The sequence below is a fragment of the Nocardia sp. NPDC051030 genome, from assembly GCF_040683015.1.
GTDB lineage: Bacteria > Actinomycetota > Actinomycetes > Mycobacteriales > Mycobacteriaceae > Nocardia.
This window is the reverse complement of sequence record NZ_JBFBCD010000006.1, coordinates 140,382-164,010: the sequence shown is the minus strand read 5'-3', so window position 1 is coordinate 164,010 and position 23,629 is coordinate 140,382. Positions and strand designations below refer to the sequence as shown.

The 23,629-nt window shown below is 67.6% G+C and carries 11 protein-coding genes and 1 pseudogene; 6 read left to right on the top strand and 6 right to left on the bottom strand.

Annotated features, from left to right (window positions below; genetic code table 11):
* Nucleotides 1-66: 66 nt before the first annotated feature.
* The 3 genes from AB0N05_RS21575 to AB0N05_RS21565 all read left to right on the top strand — a co-directional run bounded on the left by AB0N05_RS21575 (nt 67) and on the right by AB0N05_RS21565 (nt 5,218).
* Nucleotides 67-2,124: a M13 family metallopeptidase gene (locus AB0N05_RS21575; protein ID WP_364696934.1), complete on the top strand. Its 2,058-nt coding sequence runs from the start codon at nt 67-69 to the stop codon at nt 2,122-2,124.
* An 81-nt stretch (nt 2,125-2,205) separates the two neighbouring features.
* Nucleotides 2,206-4,245, top strand: coding sequence for a M13 family metallopeptidase (locus AB0N05_RS21570; protein ID WP_364696931.1), 2,040 nt, complete (start codon nt 2,206-2,208; stop codon nt 4,243-4,245).
* 73 nt (nt 4,246-4,318) lie between these two features.
* The gene (locus tag AB0N05_RS21565; protein WP_364696929.1) at nt 4,319-5,218 is read left to right on the top strand and encodes an alpha/beta hydrolase; all 900 of its coding nucleotides are present in this window, start codon (nt 4,319-4,321) and stop codon (nt 5,216-5,218) included.
* Between the two features lie 13 nt (nt 5,219-5,231).
* Here AB0N05_RS21565 and AB0N05_RS21560 read toward each other — a convergent pair whose 3' ends face one another.
* From AB0N05_RS21560 to AB0N05_RS21545, 4 genes are read right to left on the bottom strand one after another with little or no spacing between them, the layout of a single operon-like run.
* A complete protein-coding gene (locus AB0N05_RS21560; RefSeq protein WP_364696926.1) occupies nt 5,232-5,585 on the bottom strand; it encodes an MmcQ/YjbR family DNA-binding protein in 354 nt (117 codons plus the stop codon).
* 31 nt (nt 5,586-5,616) lie between these two features.
* Nucleotides 5,617-6,198, bottom strand: coding sequence for a Uma2 family endonuclease (locus AB0N05_RS21555; RefSeq protein ID WP_364696923.1), 582 nt, complete (start codon nt 6,196-6,198; stop codon nt 5,617-5,619).
* Between the two features lie 39 nt (nt 6,199-6,237).
* The gene (locus tag AB0N05_RS21550) at nt 6,238-7,614 is read right to left on the bottom strand and encodes a SagB family peptide dehydrogenase (RefSeq protein WP_364696920.1); all 1,377 of its coding nucleotides are present in this window, start codon (nt 7,612-7,614) and stop codon (nt 6,238-6,240) included.
* Nucleotides 7,614-8,594, bottom strand: a complete 981-nt coding sequence (locus tag AB0N05_RS21545) for an ABC transporter substrate-binding protein (protein ID WP_364696917.1) — start codon at nt 8,592-8,594, stop codon at nt 7,614-7,616. The genes AB0N05_RS21550 and AB0N05_RS21545 overlap by 1 nt, the downstream gene beginning before the upstream one ends.
* A gap of 193 nt (nt 8,595-8,787) precedes the next feature.
* On the opposite strand from AB0N05_RS21545, the gene AB0N05_RS21540 reads away from it, so the two are divergent.
* From AB0N05_RS21540 to AB0N05_RS21530, 3 genes and pseudogenes are all read left to right on the top strand, one after another.
* Nucleotides 8,788-9,894: an AMP-binding protein gene (locus tag AB0N05_RS21540; protein WP_364696914.1), complete on the top strand. Its 1,107-nt coding sequence runs from the start codon at nt 8,788-8,790 to the stop codon at nt 9,892-9,894.
* Between the two features lie 437 nt (nt 9,895-10,331).
* Nucleotides 10,332-11,354: pseudogene (locus tag AB0N05_RS21535) on the top strand (glycosyltransferase family 4 protein); the annotation flags it as partial.
* Between the two features lie 410 nt (nt 11,355-11,764).
* Nucleotides 11,765-13,891 (top strand): glycogen debranching N-terminal domain-containing protein, encoded by a 2,127-nt coding sequence (locus AB0N05_RS21530; RefSeq protein ID WP_364696911.1) that lies wholly within the window; start codon nt 11,765-11,767, stop codon nt 13,889-13,891.
* A 49-nt stretch (nt 13,892-13,940) separates the two neighbouring features.
* Here AB0N05_RS21530 and AB0N05_RS21525 read toward each other — a convergent pair whose 3' ends face one another.
* The gene (locus AB0N05_RS21525; protein WP_364696908.1) at nt 13,941-18,533 is read right to left on the bottom strand and encodes an amino acid adenylation domain-containing protein; all 4,593 of its coding nucleotides are present in this window, start codon (nt 18,531-18,533) and stop codon (nt 13,941-13,943) included.
* Entirely contained in the window at nt 18,530-23,623 is a 5,094-nt protein-coding gene (locus AB0N05_RS21520) for an amino acid adenylation domain-containing protein (RefSeq protein ID WP_364696905.1), read from the bottom strand. The genes AB0N05_RS21525 and AB0N05_RS21520 overlap by 4 nt, the downstream gene beginning before the upstream one ends.
* Nucleotides 23,624-23,629: the final 6 nt, after the last annotated feature.

Genomic DNA, 23,629 nt, shown 5'->3' with positions numbered 1-23,629 from the left:
CGTTGCCGTACCGGTAGCCTCGCGTCGGTATCGCGCCCACGCAGCTCTTCGGGGAGAGGAAAGCCTGTGACACCCACCGGACGTCCGGTCGGTCTCGACCGCCGCCGATTTCTGATCGCCCTCGGCCTGGTACCGACGGCAGCCTGGTTGGCGTCCTGCACCAAGGACGAGACCACGGGCACCTCGGTGACCACGCCCCTGCAGGGCCCCGACATGTCGGGCTCGGATCCGGCGATCCGCCCGCAGGACGACCTCTACCGGTACGTCAATGGCAAGTGGCTCAAGGACTATCAGCTACCGCCGGACAAGGTGTCCTTCGGCACCTTCGACGAGGTGGGTGATCGGGTCGAGGGGCAGCTCAAGGAGATCATCGACGGGATCAAGGATCCCAAGGACGGGACCGCCGAACAGCAGATCCGGGATCTGTACGACGCGCGCCTGAATGTCGATGAGATCGAGAAGCTGGGCATGACGCCGTTGCAGGATGAGTTCACGCTCATCGACAAGGCCTCGAGCAAGTCGGAATTGGCGAAGGTGATGGCCCAGCTGCCCATCAGCGGGCTGATCGGGCTGGGCGTCGGCGCGGATCGCAAGAACTCCAGCGCGACGATCGCCTCGGTCGGGCAGTCCGGAATCGGGTTGAGCGAGAAGTACTACCGCAAGCCGGAACTGGCCGACAAGCTCGCGGGGTACAAGACCTTCCTGGAGAAGATCGCCGCGGGCGCGGGGTTCACCGATCCGACCGCCATGGCGGGGCGGGTGCTGGATCTGGAGACCAAGATCGCGAGCGGGTTCTGGGACAGCGTCAAGCTGCGCAATACCGAGGCGACCTACAACAAGATGTCGTGGAACGACATGGTCGCCCTCGCACCGCAATTCGATTGGGATCCTTGGCTTTCCGGGAATACCGATCGGTCGAAGGACCTGTTCGCCACGGTGATCGTCGGCGAGCCCTCGTACATCACGCATGCCGGAAACCTGTGGCATGACGTGGATCTCGGGGTGTGGAAGGACTACCTGAAGCTGTACCTGGTCCGCGATAACGCGCGCTATCTGCCGAAGGTGCTCGCCGACGCCAACTTCGAGTTCTTCGGCACCGTGATGAACGGGCTCGATCAGCGGCCCGAACGCTGGAAGTCGGCCGTCTCCACCGTCAATGACGCACTGGGAGAGCAGCTCGGAAAGCTTTACGTGGACAAGCACTTCCCGGCCGAGGCCAAGAAGCGCGCCCTCGAGATGGTGGCCGACCTGGTCGCGGCGTACAAGGATAATTTCACCAACTCCTCCTGGATGTCGCAGCCCACTCGCGATGCGGCGCTGGCCAAGCTGGACAAGATGGGCGTCAAGATCGGCTACCCGGACAAGTGGGAGGACTACTCCGGGATCAAGATCACTCGCGGCAAGCTCATCGAATCCCTGCGCGCGGTCAATACTTTCGGCTCGAAGAAGATGTTCAACGAGCTGGGCAAGCCGGTCGACAAGTCCGAGTGGGGCATGACGCCGCAGACGGTGAACGCCTACTACACGCCCGTCAATAATGAGATCGTCTTCCCGGCCGCCTTCCTGCAGCCGCCGTTCTTCGATCCCAAGGCCGAGGTGGCCGTCAACTACGGTGCGGGCGGCGCGGTCATCGGGCACGAGATCGGGCACGGCTTCGACGATCAGGGCTCCAAGTACGACGGCGACGGCAATCTCAAGGACTGGTGGAGCACCGAGGACCGGGACAAGTTCAACGCCCGCACCAAGAAGCTGGTCGAGCAGTACAATGCGCTCGCACCCGAGGGCGTGGACCCCGGGCAGCATGTGGACGGCGAGCTCACCCTCGGCGAGAATGTGGCCGACAATCGCGGTCTGCAAATGGCTTTGGCCGCATTCCGGATCGCGCAGAAGCGCGACAATATCGATAAGCCGGACTACAAGCCCATGTTCGAATCGTGGGGCCGCAATTGGCGCACCAAGTCGACCAAGGAGTACACCGAGAATCTCCTGGCCAATGACTCGCACTCGCCGGGCGAATGCCGGGCCAATCAGACGCCGCGCAATCAGCCGGAGTTCTACGCCACCTTCGAGGTGAAGGACGGCGACAAGATGTTCCTGCCCGAGGATCAGCGCGTCTCCTTCTGACCGATTCGGCTGGGCGTAAATAGGTTGCGCGGCAGCCGCATCGGGTGATCCCCTTCCCACGTTGACGGGGAGGGGATCTTGATGAATCGACGGGCGTTCCTGACTGCGCTGGTGGCGGCTCCGGCCGCGGCGGTACTGCTGCCGGGATGTTCGAGTTCGAACAGCGGCGGGGCGGTGGTGGCCGGGCCGGATATGTCCGGCGCGGATGCGGGAGTACGGGCGCAGGACGACTTGTACCGGCACGTGAACGGCGCGTGGCTGAAGGAGTATGAGCTTCCGGCGGACAAGAGCTGGTACGGGACCGGAGCCGCGGTCGAGGACCGGAACACGCAATGGCTGCGGGAGTACATCGAGGGCATCCATGATCCGGTGGCCGGATCGGATGAGCAGAAGCTGCGAGACCTGTACGACGCTGCGCTCGATCTGGACGCCATCGAGCGGCTCGGCCTGGAGCCGATCCGGGATCTGTTGAATGATATCGACCGGGCCGCAACGAAATTCGAGCTGGCCCGGGTCATGGGCGCGGTGACGGTGCAGTTGCAGCGGCGTGCGGCGCTGGATCCGTGCAGTCTGTTCGAGGTGCTGGTGCTCCCCGATTCGCGCAATGCCGGGACTCATGCGGTCTTGCTGGGACAGGCCGGAATCGCATTGGCGTACAGCGTCTATCGGACGCCGAACTTCGGCAAGCAGCTCGACGCCTATCGCACGGAGCTGGAAAGCCTGGCTACCACGGCCGGATTCACCGACCCGGCCGGGATGGCGCAGCGGGTGGTGGCGTTGGAGACGCGGATCGCGGCCGAGCATTGGGAGGATGCGCGGCTGCGGGATGTCGAGGCCACCTACAACCGCTTTGCATGGCGTGAGCTGGCCACTCTCGCACCGGGATTCGAGTGGGATGCGTGGCTGGCCGGACTGGGCGGCACCGAGTCGCAGTTCGGGACCGTCATCGTCGGGCAGCCGTCGTATTTCACCGCCGCGGCACAGTTGTGGGAGCAGACCGATATCGCGATCTGGCGGGAGTACTTGAAGCTCGGCGTGGTGCGCGAATACGCGGGGCTGCTGAGCAGCGCGTTCGCCGATGCCGATTTCGCCTTCGCGGCCGTCCGCATGGGGCTCACCGAGCGCCCGGCGCGCCGCGATATCGCGTTCTATCTGGCCGAGCAGCATTTCGGCGATGTGCTGAGTAAATGGTTTGTGGCCAAACACTTTTCGGATCTGATCAAGCAGCGGGTCGAGGAGATGGTCACCGATATCGTGGAGGTGTACCGGATCCGGCTGCGGGAGGCCATGTGGATGTCTCCGGACACCAGGGCCACCGCGCTGGCGAAACTGGACCGCATGGCCGTCGGGGTGGGTTATCCCGAGACCTGGCAGGACTATTCCGGGCTCACCATCACGAAGGGGCAGCTGGTCACCAGCATTCGGGCGTCGCTGCGATTCCAATGGCAGCAGGGCTTCGCCCAGATCGGCACGCCGGTGCGCGCCTCGGAGTGGCGGCTGCACGCGCACACCGTGGAGGCCATGTACCACCCCAATGCCTTCGAACTGCCCGCCGGTATCTTGCAGCCGCCGTTCTTCGATCCGCATGCCGCAGCGGCCTGCAATTACGGCGCGATCGGCGCGACCATCGGCCACGAGATCGGGCACGCCTTCGACGATCAGGGCTCGCACTACGACGCCGACAACACTCTGCGCGACTGGTGGACGGCGGTGGACCGGGTCGAATTCGAGCGGCGCATGCAGGTCGTGGTCAGCCGCTACGACGGCCTGGTGCCGGAGGGCGTGGACCCGCCCAACCATGTCGACGGCGCACGCACCGTCGGCGAGAACTCCGCCGATATCCGCGGCCTGACCGCCGCCGTCGCCGCCTACCGGCGCGCCCAAATGCGGCTCGGCGTGGACCATCCCGACTACGCCCCGCTCTTCCTCGCCTATGCCCGAGCCTGGCGGCGCAAGACCCGCCCCGAACTACTCGCCGCCCAGCTCGCCTCGGACACCCACTCCCCCACCGAATTCCGGGTCAACGAGGTGGTCCGCCACGTTCCCGAGTTCTATCAGGCGTTCGGCGTCAAGGAAGGCGACAAGCTCTACCTCGCGCCCGACGCCCGCATAACCCTCTGAACACGGGGAATAGCAGGTGGACCGGTGCGGTTGTGCCGGGGCGAACGACATCGAACAGCCCGAGGAGAAGACCATGCCCAGTCCCGAGATGCAGGACGTGTTCACTATTTTCCTGGAGCAGCGGGCGGCCCGGGCGACCGGTGGAACGCCACCGCCATTGGACGTGATCCGGGCCGGATTCGCGCCTGCGGGACAGCCGCATTCGATGCCCGTCGATGTCGAGGTGACCGAGGTTTCGGCCGCCGGAGTGCCCTCGTACTGGGTCGATGCCCCCGGCACCGATTCCGCCCGCGTGCTGCTGTACGTACACGGCGGCGGGTTCGCGGTGGGATCGCTGAACAGTCACGGTGAACTGGCGGCGCGGCTCGGCCGGGTCACCGGGCGGCGGGTGCTGTTCCCGGAATACCGTCTGGCCCCGGAAAACCCGTTCCCCGCCGGTGTCGATGATGTCCAGGCCGTGTGGCGCTGGCTACGTGCCGACCAGGAAATTCCGGCGAAGAACATTGTGGTGGCGGGTGATTCGGCAGGCGGCGGACTCCTGGTCACGCTCATGCTGTTCCTGCGCGACAATGGTGAGGATCAGCCCGCGGCGGCCGTGCTGCTGTCCCCGACGGTCGACCTGACCTTCTCCGGGCAGTCGGTCACCGACCGCGAAGGCGAGGATCCCATCTTCACGCCGGACATGCTGCACGGCATCGGCGCCGACTACCTCAACGGCGCGGACCCCACTCTGCCCGCCGTCTCCCCGCTGTTCGCCGATCTGACCGGCCTACCGCCGCTGCTCATCCAGGTCGGCTCCGCAGAACTCCTCCTCAGCGATTCCGAGCGCTTCGCCGAATCCGCAGCCGCCGCCGGAGTCGATGTCACCCTCGAGGTCGGCGAAGGCCTCCCCCACGTCTACCCCCTCATGCTCGGCACCCCCGAAGCCGCCGCGGCCACCGACCAGATCGGAAAGTTCCTGGCCGCCCACTGACTTCGGCACCGGTTCACTCGACGTCGGCGGCAGCCCGTTCCTCCAACAATTGCCTGGACGCGGCCTGCCGCCACGAATCCTCCACAATCGCCGCAAGCTCATCCAAATCATCGAGCATCCCCAGCCGCACCCGAACCCAAGCCCCGCCCGCCTCATGCGCAGCCACCCAGAACTTCTCCGGCTCCGCCAAAACCAACTCATCCCGATCGGCGATCGGACACCGCACAGCCATCGACGTCTCCCCCTCCGGCAACGTCAAAAACAACTTCCCCGCCACCCGAAACGTAGGCATCTCCCACTCGAACCGCTCCTGCACCCCGGGCAGCGAAACCGCCACCGCCCGAACCTCATCCCCACTAGCCGCCATACCCGCGATCTTCCCAGCCGACTCCGACAGATCAGCGAATGAGGTCCGCGAGAGCGACATCGCCGATGATGATGTGCTCCAAGCGGAGGAAGGGTCCGCGATGGGGACGGTGCAAGCGATATTCGCGGGCATAGGCGTCGAGCCGAAATTCGAGCACCTCATCGATCTCGTACTTCGCGTTGAGCACTACGACCAAGTACAGCGGGATGCCGACTCGGGCGTATTGGGCCTTTTTGTCGAGCAGATCTTCCTCGGCAGTGGAGGGAGACGACACCTCGACCACGATCAGGGCATCGCCGGCTTCCGGTTTCGCGCCTCGTTCCTCCAGGCAGCGGTAGACGATCACGTCCGGTCGGCGGAATGTGTACTTGGGGATGCGCCACAGGACCACGTCGATATCGGTGTCCACCCGGATGCAGGGTTCAGTGGTCGGCAATTCCTCCAGAGCGCTCGCCAGACGACGTGCAACCCGGTTGTGCTCCGGGGTGGGTGATTCGCAGACGATCACGTGGCCGTGCACGATTTCGATCTCTCGCGCGAGATCCTCGGGCAGCAGACGGTACTGCTCCTCGGTCATCGTGTGCGGAAGCGAATCCACTGGCTGGATCGTCATACCAGGAGCTTACCCAGCCGATAACCGGCAGCGGGAGGATCAGCGCGGCGCTGCGGGGGTGCCGATGATGATGCTGCCTACGTTGCATTCTTCTAGCTCGTTGACGCCGGTGGCGGTGGTGAAGGCGGCGGTGTCGCTGAAGCCTTGGGCTACCGCGCCGAGGTTCATGGCGGTGGCTGATAGGTAGAGGGTTTGGAGGAGGACGCCTACGTGTTTGAGGGTGTTGGCGTAGGCGACCTGTTCGTAGGACCACATGGCTCGGCCTGCCCTTGCCGAGATCAGCAGGACCAGTTGGGGTTCGGCTGCTTCCGTGAGGGTGGCGGAGGTCGTCTTCACGAGGCGTTGCACTGCGGGGGAATCCGCGGGGGCGACCAGACGGAGGGCGTGGTCGAAGGAGTCGTAGTGGTACATGCCGGGGGCGAGGCCTGCGACATGGCGGACTACGGGGTAGAGCTCGAGTTCGTGGACGCTGCCGCCGGAGGGGTAGGGGCGGGACGGGCGTTCGGTGCCGTCGGGGGTGGATTCGACCGAGCGGGTGCGGGCCGTGCGGTAGAGGAGTTCGCTCAGTTGGGCCAGGGTTATCGGGGTCGTGTCGTCGAAAGACCTGGTGGAGTGGCGGTCTTCGATTACCGCGGTGAGTGTGGGGTCGGTTGCGCGCAGGGTCGAGAGGTCCGGGACCGGGAGGGCGATGGGGGCGGACGGGTAGTCGGGTCTGCGGGCCGGGAGTTGGGGGAAGTCGGGGGCCGCCCATTGGGTGGGGCCGAAGTGGTCCCAGGTGATTACGCGGGGGCCGAGGGTGCTGCGACGGTGGAACCAGAGGTCGGGGGCGCTCCAGCTGCGGGTGGTGAAGGTGGTGTCCTCGGTGGCCGGGTCGGCAACCGTGAAACCGGCCCAGTGCAGGTCTGCCGCCAGTTGGGTCGAAATATCCGCTGGCAGGCCGAGTTCGGCCGGGTCGGCTCCGGCGGCCAGGGCCAGGAGGCGCGGGTCGTGGATGCGGAGGTCGCACCAGGAGGTGGGGTGCTCGAGCACGAGGCCGTCCGAATCACGGTGAATGATCGTGAATTTCGACAGCGTAGCCTTGGCCGCCGGGGTTGCGGTGCGGGCGGGCGGGGTGGAGAAGGGGCTCACTGTGTAGAGGTCACGGGCACCGTCGCGGACCGTGGTGGCGAGCCAGCCGCCTGCGGACAGCCGATCCAGGAGGGTGGTGACACCGTTGGGTTCGGCTGCGCCGCCGGTCATCTCGAGCAGGGTCGAGGGGCCTCGGTTGAGCGTTTTCAATGCCTGCGTCTCGGGCGCGCCGAGGCCCGTGAGCTTCTCTTTGTGCGGCGGGTTGAGCAGGATCGCGCCGCCGGGGACGGTCAGGCAGGTGACACCCGTGCGCAGGGCGTAGCGGGTGTGTGCAAGCGGGGTCGACATTACTTCGCCGCGTTGACCAGGGCCGGTTCGATCTTGTCCAGCAGGTACGGCAGGGCCAGCGGGGTGGGCTGGTTGATGGCGCTGATCTCCTGGGTGGTCAGGAAGACGATGGAGTTCTTCTTGACCGCGGGGAGGTCGTTGTATCCCGGTAGCTGCCGGTACTTTTCGTCCATGCCGGGCGAGTAACCGGCCAGCAGCAGGTCGGAGTCGAGTTCGTCGAGCCGCTCCGGGGACAAGGCGAGGCGTCCGCCCGAACCGCCCTGTTCGGTGAGGTGCTTGGGGATGGTCATGCCGAGCTGAGTGAACAGGCGGCTGGAACCGTCATTGGGGTCGGTGAGAACCATGAGCTGGGCGGGTCCGGCCAGCCAGCTGCTGATGAAGGTCTTGGTCTTCAACCCGGGATTGCGCTGCCCGATGCCGTCGATGCGGGCGTTCAGGTCGGTGACCAGCTTGTCGGCGTCCGAATCCTTGTGCAGCACCTTGCCGAGCGTGCGCACCAGGTCGGGCCACGGCGTGATGGCTTCTTTGCCGAGGCCGGGAATGGTCGGCGCGACTTTGGACAGGTCGCCGTAGGTCTTGGCATCGGCCAGGAACGAATCGACGAGGATCAGGTCCGGGTTCAGTGCCGCGACCTGTTCGGCGAGATTGCCGGTGGTGTCGAGGGACTTGGCCGAGGACAACGCCTTCGGCTCCCACGGCGGCGCGGTCTTGCTGAGGACGGCGATATTGTCGATGTACCCGACCGGGGTGACGCCCAGCGCCTGCGCGGTGTCGAGCCACTGATTGCCCAGGGCGACAATGCGTTCGGGGGTACCGGTGACGGTGGTATCGCCCCGCGCGTGCGAGACGGTGACGGGTTCGCCGCTACCGGCGGAGTCCTCGGACTTGCCGCCGCAGGCCACCAGACCGAGTGTGAGCGCGCCCGTGACGACGGCGATGGCCGCCCGGGTCCAGCCGCGTGAGCTGCGGACCGACTTCATCGTTGACCCTCCTTGGTCAGGAACGCCCGATCCCATCCGGCCGAGCAGAAGGTGAGCCTAGCCTAATATTGAGCGGGCTTGCCCATTGCCGTTGCCGGTTCGAGCCCCGATAGGCCTGCCTATTGTGTCCTCGATGGATTAGGTTAGGGTTGCTTAAGTTGTAGGCCCTGGATTTGGAACGATGGAGCGTGCGGTGTCCGAGTGCTTGTCCACCGTCGAGCGGCAGCGGCTCGCGGACGAATGGGCCAATGGCGTCGAACTCTACGACGTCCCCTCGGTTTCCGACCTGATCGAATGTGGTCGGCGTGTGCCGTCCGTGCGCACCGCCGTCCGCTGCGGTGGGCACATCCTCACCTACGCCGAACTCTATGAACGCCTCGACGGCGGATCCATCGGCACGGCCGGACCCACGCTCGATGATCTGGCCCGCTTGCTCAGCGATATCGCCGCCGCCGCGCACACCGGCGCGATGCTGGCCGAGCTCGGCCCCGAGGGCACAGGCCTGACCCCCGACGCGGTGGCCGCGGCTGCCGACGATCGCCGCGCCGTCGCCGCCGACCTGCGCAGCTGTCATATCGATCGCGCCTATGGTTCCGCCGATGTGCGTCTGCTCGGCACGCACTGGGACTGCACCGACGCCGCGGTCGAACTCCTCGCCACACTCGCCGACGGCGCGACCCTGGTGCTGGCCACCGCGGCCCAGCGCATGGATTCGAGCGCACTGGCCGAACTCGTCGCCGAGACGGCCGCCAGCCACGTGATGGCCGCGGCCGGAACCCTCGCCGGACTGACGGAGCTGCCCGCGGTGCCCGCACTGCCGAGCGTGCGCCGCTGGGATGTCCTCGGAACTCACTGCCCGGCGGCGCTTTCCGGCCTGCTGCGCGAGCTTTCTCCGGGTTCCTGCGCCGGATTCGCCTATGGCACAGTCGAATACGCGGGCGTCGCCGCGCGCGGGCCCCTCGATGGATCGGGGCGGGTGCGACCCATTCCGGGCGCGCGCCTGCTGGTCCTGGACGAGTCGCTGCGTCTGGTCGTGCCGGGCGAGACCGGTGATGTCTACCTCGGCGGCGCGGCCATGGCCGTCGAATTGACCGATGCGGCGGCGGGCTTCAGCATCGCCGATCCGTTCGGCCCCGGCCGTCTGGTTCGTACCGGTACGCGTGGGCAGTGGACGGCCGATGGCTGGCTGGTCTTCGCTCAGGCCGAAACCGCCGAGGTCGCCTCGGTTCCCACCGCAACCGAACTGATCGGTCTGATCAATTCGGGTGGCGATGACGATATGGACTACGCCGCAGCTTGATTCGGCGTGCGAATTTCCCTGCACGAACGAACGTGTTCTCATTCGGCGGCCACGAAATGACCGCACACCGCCCAAGCGCTGAACTTTGTCCGAATGAACCCCCGAACACTGCCGATCCGCGCATTTTCTGTTATCTCCAGCGATATTGTGGAAATCACCCAATGGCCGCCCGAGCGCGACGACGCGCCTCGGAAGTGTCATCGACGTCGATCACACTGGTCGACGTCGTTAATTGCTGAGCCGGGTGAATCCACCGCGACACAGTCGTTTTCGATCTTTCCGCCGACCACGGCCGTCTAGAAGAGCGCCCGCCTCATTCGGGCGTATGCGGTTGTGTTCTGGAAGGAGCGGTCATGAGCGCGGAATCCCCGACGCCCGGCCCGGCAGTCATCGCCTACGAGTACCCCACGGTGGAGCGCGAGAAACTTCGCATCGCCATGGTGGTGCCACCCTATTTCGATATTCCGCCCAAGGCCTACGGCGGCGTCGAAGCGGTCGTCGCGGATCTCGTTGACGCACTGGTGGATCGAGGGCATGAGGTCACACTGATCGGGGCGGGCGAGAACGGGACCAAGGGCAAGCTGATCTCGGTGTGGGACGAGATTCAGGCCAGTCGCCTCGGCGACCCGTTCCCGGAGGTGCTGCACGCCTTGAAGGTTCGCCGCGCACTGGAGCGGCTGACGCAGACCGACGGCCTGGACCTGGTGCACGATCACACCTTCGCCGGACCGCTCAATATGCCGGTCTACCGCGAACTCGGGCTGCCCATGGTGGTCACCGTGCACGGCCCGGTGAACGGCGACCCGTACATCTACTACAGCGAGCTCGGCGAGGACGCCCACCTGGTGGCCATCAGCGACCGGCAGCGCTCGCTCGCACCCGACCTGAACTGGGTGGGCCGCGTGCACAATGCGCTGCGTGTGCCGGATTGGCCCTTCCAGCCGGAGAAGCAGGATTACGCTCTGTTCCTGGGCCGGTTCACCGAGGACAAGGCGCCGCATCTGGCGCTCGAGGCCGCGCATGCCCGCGATATTCCGCTGATCCTGGCGGGCAAATGCGCCGAACCACCCGAGCTCGCGTATTTCGACAGTGCGGTCCGGCCATTGCTCACCGAACGCGATCACATGTTCGGGATGGCCGATGCCGCAGCCAAACGAGAACTGCTCGCCGGGGCGCGCTGCCTGCTGTTCCCGGTGCGCTGGGAGGAACCCTTCGGCATGGTCATGATCGAGGCGATGGTGTGCGGCACGCCGGTGGTGGCGCTGCGCGGCGGAGCCGTGTCCGAGGTGATCGTGGATGGGGTCACCGGCCGCATCTGTGATGATCCGGCCGAATTGCCGATGGCGATGAAGGAAGTCGAGTCCTACGACCCGCAGGCCATGCGGGATCACGTGATCGCGCACTTCGGTGCGGACACCCTGGGGCGCGGCTATGAGGAGATCTACCGCCGGGCGGTCCGTGCCCACACGGCGGCCGAACGACCGCGGCGCGGCGCACGCGTCACGATCCACAGCTGGCCCGGGGCACCGTCGCACCAACCGGCCCTGCCGCCACGCGCCGCGGGCACCGGCCCGGGTCGCGCGCCCGCCACCGCGGTGACCAGCAGGCCCGCCGCGCGCCGCCGACCACCGACGGGTCCCCTCGCCGAGGCGGTGGCCGACCTCGCGGCCGATCCACCCCTCTTGACCGGAGGCGGCCGCACGCCGGGCCGTAAAACGGTGCCGGATACCGGTTCTGCCCTGAACCCCGCGCCGGCGCCGAGCGGTAGTCCCGTCGCGGGAACGGGTACGACATGTCATCCCACAGGTTCCGTGCCCATCGCTGAGCCCGGCAACACGCCGGAGACGGGCACCACGGAGGAAGGATCTGCATGAACGATGAGGCTCCGTCCGCTCTCAACGCCGGCGAGCCGTCCCACATCGGTGGCGGCGGCGGTGCGATCACGCTGGTGGAGGGCAGCACATTCTGCCTGTCGGACCGGCTCGGCGATGTCGAGCCGGGCACGCCATACGGATTGTTCTACCGGGACGCGCGCGTGCTGTCCCGGTGGGAGCTGCGTTTGGACGGGCAGCGGCCGGAGCCGCTGTCGGTATTGAGTCCGGAGGCGTTCATCGCCCGGTTCATACTGCGCCGGCCTCCCCGGGCCGGCGCAGCAGACAGCAGTGTTCTCATCACCCGCGAGCGATTGATCTCGGACGGCCTGCGGGAAACCATCACGGTGGAGAATCTGGGCCGCGAAACCACCGCGCTGGACCTGCAATTGCAGGTCGACGCGGACTTCGTGGACCTGTTCGCGGTCAAGGAGGGGCGCAGCGGCAATGCCCGCGCCGAGATGCTGGTGGCGGATGTGGAGCTGCTGCTCAACGACCGCTCCGACCGGGCCCGGGGATTGGCGGTGTCCTCCTCGGAAACCCCGGTGGTGCTGCCGGGTTCGCTGTCCTGGCGGGTGGTGGTGCCCGCCGGTGGCAGCTGGCAGACCGAAGTCCTGGCCCTGCCGACCATCGGCAGCCAGCCCATTCACTCGCCGCTGCGGCCGGGAGAGCATTACGACTACAGCGCACCGAGCCGCAAGATCGCGGCCTGGCGCGATACCGCCACCAACATCACCGCCGCCGACCCGCTGCTCGCGTGGGTGCTCGAACGCACCGAAAGCGACCTGGGGGCCTTGCAGATTCACGACGATGCGCGCGGCGGACGACCGTTCGTGGCGGCCGGTGCGCCGTGGTTCATGACGCTCTTCGGCCGGGACAGCCTACTAACCGCATGGATGGCCCTGCCGCTGGATGTGCGGCTGGCGGTGGGCACCATGCAGCAATTGGCGGAGATGCAGGGACAGCACATCGATCCGATGACCGAGGAGGAGCCGGGCCGCATCATGCACGAAATGCGGCGCGGACCGGCCAGCGGTCAGGTGCTGGGCGGTGAGACGTACTACGGGACGATCGACGCCACACCGCTCTTCGTGATGCTGCTGGCGCAGGCCCGACGATGGGGTGCGGATACCGAGTCGGTGCAGGCGCTGCTGCCCGCCGCCGATGCCGCGCTGGCCTGGATGGCCGACTACGGCGATCGCGACGGCGACGGCTTCGTCGAATACCGGCGCGCCACCGATCGCGGGCTCATCAATCAGGGCTGGAAGGACAGCTTCGACGGCATCAATGACGCCGCCGGGCATCTGCCGGAACCACCGATCGCGCTGTGCGAGGTGCAGGGGTACGTGTACGCCGCCCTGCTGGCCCGTGCCGAATTAGCCGAGGAGTTCGGCGATCCCATGACCGCCGGGCATCTGCGGGATCGGGCCGCGGAGATGCGGACCAAATTCGCGGAGGCCTTCTGGCTGCCCGAAAAGGGGTGGTTCGCGGTCGCCTTGGATGGCAATAAGCGGCGACTCGACGCCTTGACCAGCAATATCGGGCACTGCCTGTGGTCCGGAATCGTGACCGACGAACATGCCGCCGAGGTGATCGACCGGCTGGGTTCCTCGGATATGGATACCGGATTCGGTTTGCGCACACTGGCTTCCACTATGGGCGCGTACAACCCGATGAGCTACCACAATGGTTCGGTGTGGCCGCACGATACGGCCATCGGCGTGGCCGGGCTGCTGCGCTACCGGCATATCCCCGGGGCGATCGAACTGGCCACCCGACTGGCCGAGGGCCTGCTGGACGCGGCGGGTGCGTTCGGCGGGCGATTGCCCGAATTGTTCTGTGGTTTCCCGCGTTCCAAGTTCTCCGCGCCGGTCCCCTACCCCACCTCGTGCTCACCGCAGGCGTGGGCGAGCGCGGCACCGCTGCTGCTGGTGCGGTCGTTCCTGGGGCTCGAACCGGATGTGCCGCGGCGGACGCTGACGGTGCTGCCGCATCTGCCCGCACGGTGGGGGCGAGTGGAACTCACCGATCTGCGGCTCGGCGGGCATGTCATCGACCTGATCATCGAGGGCGATCGGGTGACCGCCACCAACCTGCCCGAGGATTGGCGGCTGGTGACGCACTGACTTCGCTTCGCGCCCTGCGTCGTTGGGGCGGAGGGCGCGAAGCGGGTGGTCAGAGAGCGGCGGCCAGGGCGGCGATGCTGCGCTGCCAGAGTTCGGTCAGGCGCGCGGCATCGGCCTCGGTGAAGAGGGTTTCGCTCCAGCGCCAATTGGTGGTGAGCTGCGGGCCCGCCGGGGTGGAGCCGATGCCCGAGATGACGTCCAGCGCATAACGCAGCGGCAGTTCGGGTTCCGGGTCCAGGGGCAGCGCCTCATTGAGCGGACCGGTGAGCAGGGACCAGGAGGCCGGATCCTGCCCTCCGAGATCCACGCGGCCCAGATAGTTGAACTCGATCTGCGGATGGCGGGCCGAGACCAGCTCGGGGGCGCGAGTCGCGTAGCGCAGGACGCCGTAATCAACGCCCTGGTTCGGGATGGCCGCCAAGTGCGCGGTGACCGAATCCAGCAGGGCACGCGCCTGGGCCGGATCCTGTTCCGCGCGTGCGACATCCACGGTCGCACCGGCGCCGAGACGGACCGGGAAGATGGTGGTGAACCAGCCGAGCGTGTTGGAGGTGTCGGTGTCCAGGAGTTCGTCGGCGCGGCCGTGGCCCTCCAGGGCGATGAGCGTGCCGATGGACGGGTTCTCGGCGCGCTCACGCCGCCAGCTCGCCACGGTCATCGTCAGTGCCGCCAAAAGGAATTCGCGGACGCCTTCCTCACGGGTGAGAGCGGCCAGGACGCGCTCGGTGACCGCTACCGGCGTGACCGCGGTGGTGACGCGCAGAGAGGACCACTTGTCATCACGCGGGTACGGCACGCGACGGCCGATGGCCGGGTCGGGGGCCGACAGCTGGGCCGTCCAATAGTCGCTCTGCGCCAGCACTTCCGGATCCTCCGCGCGCTCCCATATGCGACGCGAGAACTCACGGTACGAGGTGGATTCGGGCAGTGCGCGCGGCTGTTCGCCCGCCTCCAGCTGCCTCCATGCCTCGCCCAGGGCGGCGAGCAGGATATGCCACGACACCACATCCACCGCGAGATGGTGAATGGTGAGCAGCAGGACGTCGCCCTGCGCGGTGCCGGGGAACCAGACCGCGCGCACCATATCGCCGGTGCCCGGATCGATCTCGTCCATGGCCGTGCGCGCGGCCGCATGCACGGCGGCTGCGAGATCATCCGATCCGTCTGCCTCCGACAGGATCTCGGCTGCCCGCATACTGCCGGGAGCCTCGGTGACCAGGCGCGGGCCGTCGGCGGTATCGACCAGACGGGAGCGCAGGGTGTCGTAACCGTCGAGCAGGACTTGCAGAGACGCTTCCAGCTGCGCACGCTGGATTCCGGACGGCAGGGTGAGCAGTGCCGTCTGGGTGAAGCGGCGGTAGTTGCCGTACTCGTACATCCACGAGACCACCGGCAGCGGCAGGATTTCGCCGTAGTCCGCCGCTTCGGCGGGACCGTCCGACGGTGCGGCATTGTCGAGCGCCGCGGCCAGCTCACGCATGGTGGGGGTGGCCAGAACCATGCGCGGGGTCAGTGCGAGCCCCCGGCGACGAGCCTTGTTGACCAGCGAGATCGCGACAATGCTGTCCACGCCGAGCGCGAAGAAGTCGTCGTCGAGGCCGGGTGTGCGGCCGTCGAAGAGTTCGGCGAGGACCGCACCCAGCTCCTTCTCGGTGGGAGTGCTCGGTGCGATGCCGGAGGCCGTATCCGAGAGCGCCGCCTCGGCCAGGCGAGCCAGCGCCGGGCCGTCGAGCTTGCCATTGGCGTTCACCGGCAGCTGCGGCAGCACCAGAATGCGGGCCGGAATCATGTACGCGGGCAGGCGATCCCCGAGCGGGGCGCGCAGCCGCGCCGAGTTCAGGACCCGATTCGGCTGTGCCACCACAAATCCCACCAGGCTCGCCCCACCCGCGCGACGGACCACGGTGACCGCGGCGGTATCCACGCCCGGCAGCTGCCGCAGCGCGGTCTCGATCTCGCCGATCTCGATGCGGTAGCCGCGCACCTTGACCTGATCGTCGGCACGACCGAGGTAGCCGAAGCCACCGTGCGGCAGACGGCGCACCAGATCGCCGGTGCGGTACATGCGCCGACCCGAACAGAACGGATCGGCGATGAAGCGGTCGGAAGTGATTGCGGCGCGGCCGATATAGCCGCGCGCCAGCTGCGGACCGGACAGGTACAGCTCGCCGATGACACCGCGCGGCACCGGGCGCAGCATGGAATCCAGGACGTACCCCGACATTCCGGCATTCGGGGTGCCGATGGTGGGGCTGTCGAAGTCCGCGACGGGGGCGACGACGGCCTCGACGGTGGTCTCGGTCGGGCCGTAGCAGTTGTAGACGGCGGTGCCGGTCTTACCGTCCTGCGGTGCCAGGGCGCGCAGTCGGGCCCAGAGCGCGGCATCGATGGCCTCGCCGCCGAGCGCCAGCACCGGGAGTTCACGATCGACCAGTCCGGCGGCAATGAGCTGCGCGAACATCGACGGGGTGGTGTCGATCATATCGATATCGTGGGCGATCATGCCCGCGCACAGGCGGTGCGCGTCCCGCATTTCCTCGGCGTCGAACAGGTGAATGGTCTGTCCGGCAAGCAAACCCACCATGGGCTGCCAGGAGGCGTCGAAGCTCAGCGACCAGGCGTGCGCGATGCGCAGCGGGCGGCCGAGGCGGGCCATGGCCGGACGGTAGACGCGGTCGCGGTGATCGGCGAAATAGGCCGTAAGCGCGGCATGGGTGCCCGCGACGCCCTTGGGCTCACCGGTCGAGCCGGAGGTGAAGATCAAGTAGGCGGTCTGATCGGGATGGCGGAGTACTTCGCCGGTCACGGCCGGACGCTGCGAGATCCGTTCCGCGACAGCCGGATCGTCCAGCACCAGGACCGGTGTGGACTGCTCGGCCACCAGTGCCTTGCAGTTCTCGTCGGTGAGCACCAGCGTCGGCTGTGCCTGTCGCAGAATCGATTCGATGCGTGCGGCGGGCAGCGTGATGTCGATGGGAACGTACGCCCCACCCGCTGCGAAGGCCGCGAGCAGGCCGATGACCGACCGCGTGGAGCGCGGCAGTGCGAGTGCCACAACCTTTTCCGGTCCGACGCCGTGCGCGGCCAGCTCACCGGCCATGCGGGCAGCGGCATCCCGGAGTTCCCGGTAGGTGTAGCGCTCATCCGAACCAGCCTGGAGGGCAAAGGCATCGGGCGTCGCCGCCACCTGCCGCTCGAACAGCTCCCAGACGGTCCCATTCGGCTCCGCCACGGTGCCGAATGGACGTGCGACGGTTCCATTCGGCTCCGCCTCGGCGCCGAATGGACCTTCGACAGCTCCGTTCAGCTCTTCGAGTTCGACCCGTTCAGCCGGGGTGAGCACGTCGAGTGCGTCCGGCGTGGCATCGCCGATATCGGGCAGTTGGCGCAGCACAGCGAGCAGTCGCTCGCCGATATCGGCGGCCGGGAAGTGCGGCAGCGCTTCGGGAACGGCCTCCACCAGCACCACCAGGTCCGCGCCGCTCAGGTGCGACACCACGGTCAGCGGGTAGTGGGCGAGGCTCTCCATCTCGATGGGCCGGAAGCGCGCGCCATCGGCGGCGGTGACGGTTTGAATGGCCTCGTCGATGGGCGCGTTCTCGAATACGAACAGCGAATCGAACAGCGCGCCATGACCGGTCGCGCGCTGCACGGCCGAGAGGCTGAGATAGCCGATATCGCGCATGGTGGCGCATTCGCGCTGCAGGCGGGTGCACTGTTCGACCACGCTCAGCTCGCGGTCGATGCGATGCGTGACGGGAACCGTATTGATGAACAGGCCGATCATCTGCTCCACACCCGAAAGGTGTTCGGGGCGACCGGAAACCGTGGTGCCGAAGACGACATCGCGGCGATCGGTGAGGCGGCCCAGCACCACGGTCCAGGCGAACTGCACGGCGGTATTGAGGGTCAGTCCATGGGCGCGCGCCCACTGTTGCAGCCGCGCGGTCTCCGCGGCGGGGAGCAGCAGCTTGGTCTTCTCCGGGACCGCACCGGCGGCGGGGCTGCCGTCTGCGATCATGAGCGGTCCGCTCAGGCCGCTCAGATAGTCCACCCACCGCTGGGTGACGGCCGCGGTGTCCTGCGCGGCGAGCCAGGCGATGTAGTCGCGGTAGGGGCGCGGTGCGGGCAGGCCGTCGGTGGAGCCGCCCGCCTGGTAGACCGCCAGAAGTTCGGTGAAGAACACCGCTACGGCCCAGCCGTCCATGAGGATGTGGTGGGCGGTGAGGATCATGCGCCGGGTGCCGGAGCCGGGCACCTCGAGGAGCAGGATGCGCAGTGCCGGACCGCGACTCAGGTCGAACGGGTTACGGCGTTCCTCGGCCGCGATAGCGTCGAACTCGCTGGGGTCGGCGACCCGCTCGGTCCATGGGAATTCGGCCTCGGCGGGCACGATCTGCACCGGGCGCGGGACATCCCGATCCCAGAAGGCGGCGCGCAGGTTGGCGTGCCGCCGCAGCATGGCATTCGCGCTGGCGCGCAGCACTTCGGTATTCAGCGGCCCGTCGATATCGACGACGAATTGCATTGTGTACAGGTCGATCCCGTCACCGGTGAGCCGCGAGAGGGAGAACAAACCCTCTTGCAGCGGGCTCAGCGCGAGGACGTCCTCGATCCGGGGCGGAGCGGCGGCTGCGGTCACGACTGTGCCCCCCAGGAGGCGGTGAGCATGGCCAGGGCGTCGGCATCCAGACCCGAGGCGGACATGGGAGCGGATTCCTCCTGCTGTGGTGACTCTTGCTGTGGCGCAGCCGGTTCGTCCGCATCGACGGCGGCGGCCAGTTCGGCGATGGTGATGTGCTCGAAGATCAGCTGCGGGGTGAGCGGCAGGCCGAGCGCCGCGGCCCGCGAGGACCATTGGATGGAAATGACGCTGTCACCGCCGAGGGCGAAGAAGTTGTCCTCGGCCTCCACATCGGTGATTTCGAGGAGTTCCTCGAGCAGTTCGATGAGGGTCCGCTCGGTCGCGGTCGATCCGCCCTCGGACGCGGCCGGAGTGGCGCGCGGGGCGACCGGAGCCGGAATCGCCAGCAGCCGTTCGAGTTCGGCGGCGGGGAGCACCGTCAGATCCGCGACCGTGCCGTCGGGCGCGATGGCGTAGCCATCCAGGGTGGCGGACAGGGCATCCGCGATCAGTCGCACCGTGTCCGGCTCGTACAGGTCGGCATTGGCGACCACCCGCACGTCCAAGCCGCCGTCGCCGGTGACGTTCACGCTGATGTTCAGGTCCAGGAACGACACGTCGAAGTCGGTCGGCAGCACGGTGGCCGTGGTCGCGCCCGTCATGGTGAGCGTGGCCGGTGCCCAGTCCGCGCCACGGAAGTGCAGCATGCTCTGGAACAGCGGGTTCCGCGAGCGTGAGCGCGGCGGGTTGAGCGCCTCCACCAGGCGTTCGATCGGCAGCTCCTGATGCGCGTGCGCATCCAGCACGACATTGCGGCTGCGCGAGACGGTGTCGCGCAAGGTGGGGGCACCGGACAGGTCATTGCGCAGCACGGCCATATTGGCGAACAGGCCCATGAGCGGGGTGGTGGCCTCGTCCACGCGGCAGGCCACCGGGGTGCCGAGCGCGATATCGGTGCCGCCGCCCAGCTTGTGCAGCAGGGTGGCGACGGCCGCCTCGTACACCATGAATTCCGTTGCGCCGCACTGCTCGGCGAGCGCGGTCAATCCCGCGCGCCGGGTGGCTGGGAACGAGAAGGTCTGCACCACACCGCGTTTGCCGAGCACGGGCGGACGCGGGCGGTCATGCGCCACATTGATCTCGTCCGGGACTCCGGCGAGCGCGGCACGCCAGTGGTCGATCTGGGCCTGGCCGAACGGGCTCGGCGCGCCGGTGGCATCGGGTTCGAAGGCCGCGCGCTGCCACAGCACGTAGTCCGGGTATTGGATGTCGAGGGGCGTCCACCCCGGGGCCTGCCCGGTTTCCACGCGCGCTCGGTAGGCCGCGACCAGGTCCTCGAGAAGGAGGCCGAGCGAGGCGTGATCGGCCACGATGTGATGCACCAGCAGCGACAACACATGCGTCTGCGGGCCGAGGACCAGCAGTTTCGTGCGAAGCAGCGGTTCGGATTCGACAGTGAAGCGGTAGTCGCCGATCTCGGCGAGCGCGGCGTTCAGGCCGTCGGCGGGGATCTCGGCGACCTCCAGATCGACCTGCCCGGTGGGCTGCACCACCTGATACGGGACGCCCTCGCGCTCGGCGAAACTCGTGCGCAGCGCCTCGTGCCGGGCGATCACATCGCCGAGCGCGGCCCGGAGCGCGCCGAGGTCGAGGGCACCGTCCAAGCGGACCGCGAACGGCAGGTTGCCGACCGAGCTCGCGCCCTCCATGCGGTACTGGAACCACATGGCCAGCTGCGAGTAGGACAGCGGAAGATGCTGTGGCCGTAACCGATTCGCCAGCACGGGACGGGCGGACGCGGATTCGACGGCGACAGGCACGCTTTCGCCGGACTCGACGCTCGATTCCTCCTCGTCGTCCATCGAGTCGAGGTCGATGCCGAACTCGGTGAGGAACTGTTCCACCAGGCGCGCGGCCAATCCGGCGGCCGTCGGGCTGTCGAAGATGACCCGGACATCCAGCTCCACACCGAATTCGGCGCGAATCTGTGCGACCAGGCGCGCGGCCAGCAGCGAATGCCCGCCGAGTTCGAAGAAGGAATCGTCCGCGCCGACCCGCTCGATCCCGAAGAGCTGTCCGAAGATTCCGCACATGCGACGCTCGGTGGCCGTCGCGGGCGCACGATGCGACCGCTCCACGGCGGGCGTCGGGGCGGGCAGGGCGCGCTTGTCGAGCTTGCCATTGACGGTCAGCGGAATCTCGTCGATGACGGCGAAGGCGCTGGGCACCATGTACTCCGGAAGCGCACCGGCGGCATACGCCCGCACCTGCTCCACCTCCACCGACTGCCCGGCGGCGGGCACCAGGTAGGCCGCCAGCATGGCGCCGACGGCAGGATCCTCGGTCACGGTGACCACGCAGTGTCCGACCGACGGATGCGCGGCCAGGGCGGATTCGACCTCGCCGAGTTCAATGCGGAATCCGCGCACCTTGACCTGCTCGTCCGCGCGGCCCACGAAGTCGATCTCGCCGAACTCATTGCGGCGGGCCAGGTCTCCGGAGCGGTACAGGCGCGCGCCCGGCGTGAACGGGTCGGCCACGAACCGCTGCGCGGTCAGCGCGGGACGGCCCAGGTAGCCGCGGGCCAGCTGCTCGCCGCCCAGGTAGATCTCGCCCACCACGCCCGCGGGCACCAGCTGCAATGCCTCGTCGAGCACGTAGGCAAAGACATTCTGGTTGGGCACGCCGATCGGCACGATGCCGGTGCCCTGCGGTCCGTCCACCGGCATGTGCGTGGCGCAGACGACGGCCTCGGTGGGGCCGTAGTGATTACGCAGTTCGGCATCGAAGACGCCCGCGAACTTGTCGGCGACCTCGCCCGGCAGGGCCTCGCCGCCGACCGGGACGTGGCGCAGTTCCCGCCATTCGCTGACCTCGGGCAGCAGCAGGAAGGTGCTGAGCATGGACGGCACCATGTGCAGCACGGTGACGCCGCGGCGGGTGATCAGGTCGGCGACATAGCGGATATCGCGGAAGGCGTCCGGCTTCGGCACGATCAGGCGCGCACCCAGTGCGAGGGTCACGAAGATATCCAGCAGCGAGGCGTCGAAACTGACCGAAGAGGATTGCAGCAGACGGTCTTCGGCGGTCATGCCCCATTCGGCGGTGAAGCTCACCACGTGCTCGGCAATGGCGGCGTGCGCAACCGGGACGCCCTTGGGCCTTCCGGTGGAGCCCGACGTGTAGATGACGTAGGCCAGGTTGTCCGGGTACAACGGGCGCAGCCGGTCGCTGTCGGCCGGGTTCGTGCCGGGGAGCCCGGCCGCGGCCTCTTCGGCGGCATCGAGTTCCACGCGGCCCAGCACCAGGCGCGGGTGGGCGTCCTCGACCAGGTAGTCGATGCGGTCGTCCGGGTAGGCCGGGTCGATGGGCAGGTAGGCGGCACCCGCCTTGAGCACGCCGAAGACGGCGACGATGAACTCGACGGAATTGCTCATGCGCAGGCCGACAATGTCTTCCGCACCGACGCCTTCGCGAATCAACCAGTGCGCCAGGCGGTTCGCGCGGCGATTCAGGTCGGCGTAGGTGAGTTCGACGGTATCGGAGACCAGGGCGAGGGTTTCCGGGCCCGAGGCGACGGCGGCCTCGAACAGGTCGACCATGGTGGTCGGGTCCGCCGGAACGAGCGTGCCGTGCGACTGCACGAGCAGGGCGGCGCGATCGTCGTCACCCAGCATGTCGAGGTCGGCAATGCGGCGGGCGGGCGCGGACAGCGCGCTGTCGAGCAGTCGCACGTAATGGTCGAGCATGCGTTCCACCAGCGGGCGGGCCAGCACATCCACCTGGTATTCGGCCTCCAGGACAGCGCCGTTCGCACTCTCCGTGACCACCGCCAGCGCCAGAGGCACCTGCGCGGTCGGTGCGCCGAGCTCGTCCAGCTGGGTGGAGGTGATGCCGGGCAGGGCGAAACCGTCGGCGCTCTTGCGCACGCTGAAGCCCAGGCGCACCAGCTGATCCATGCCGTCACGACCGGCGACCCGCTCCGGATTCACCTCGCGCACAACGCGATCGATGCCGACGGTTTGGTGGGCGAAGCCGTTCAGGCAGGTCTGCTTGGTGGATTCGACCAAGGTGGTGAAGGTTTCACCACCTTGCAGGGTTTCGCGCAGCAGCAACGTATTGCCGAAGTAGCCGATCAGCTGTTCGGCGGCGGCGGAGCGCCGGTTGGTGACCGGGATGGAGATGAGGAAATCGCCTGCGGCGGTGTAGCGCTCGACGAGTGCGGTGTAACCGGCCAGCAGCACCATGAACGGGGAAGCGGCGTGCTCGCGGGCGAAGGCGTCGACGCGGTCGAGAAGGTCACGCGGGAGAGTGAGAGTGCAGCGGTCGGCCAGCTTGGACGGGGCCGCGAGAGCCGAACCCGGCAGCTCGAGGGGTTCGGGCAGCGGGCGCAGGGTGGTGCGCCAGTAGTCGATATCCGCCTCGTCCTCAGCGGCGGCATCGAGGACCTCCAGATCCACGAACTGCGCTGCGGGAGCGGCAATCTCACCATTGCCGTTGTAGGCGGCGTTCAGGTCAGCGAAGAAGACACCCCACGCATCGTCGTCCCAGCAGATGTGGTGGGCGGCGAGCAACAGCACGAACTCCTCGGACCCGGTGCGCACCAGGGTGATTCGCAAGGGCAGCTCGGTGGCCAGATCAAAGGCGCGGCCGAATTCGCGGCGCGCCAGCACCTCCACCCGCACCGAACGACTCTGCTCGGGCAGCTCGGTCAGATCCTGCGACTGCCACGGCACCGTGATGTCCTCGGCGAACACCTGGAACGGCTCACCCTGCTCATCGACACCGTAGGTGGTGCGCAGAATGTCGTGCCGCGCGAACACCGCGCCGACCGCCGACCGCAGCCGCGCCTCATCCAGCGGACCCGAGAGACGGTATGCCACACAGATATTCAGCGTGGTGTCCTCGGGATCCCGCGTCTGCAGGAACCACATGCGGCGCTGACCGGCCGAAAGCGGCCGCCGCTCCCCCGCCTGGGTGCGACGCACCGGCGCGGCGGGCGACGCGGCGGCCAGGCCGGTCTCGGCGAGGCGGCGGCGCAGCAGTTCGCGGCGGCGATCCAGCGCGGACACGGTGGAGTCGAGCACGGTGGCTTCGGTGTCTGACATGGAAAA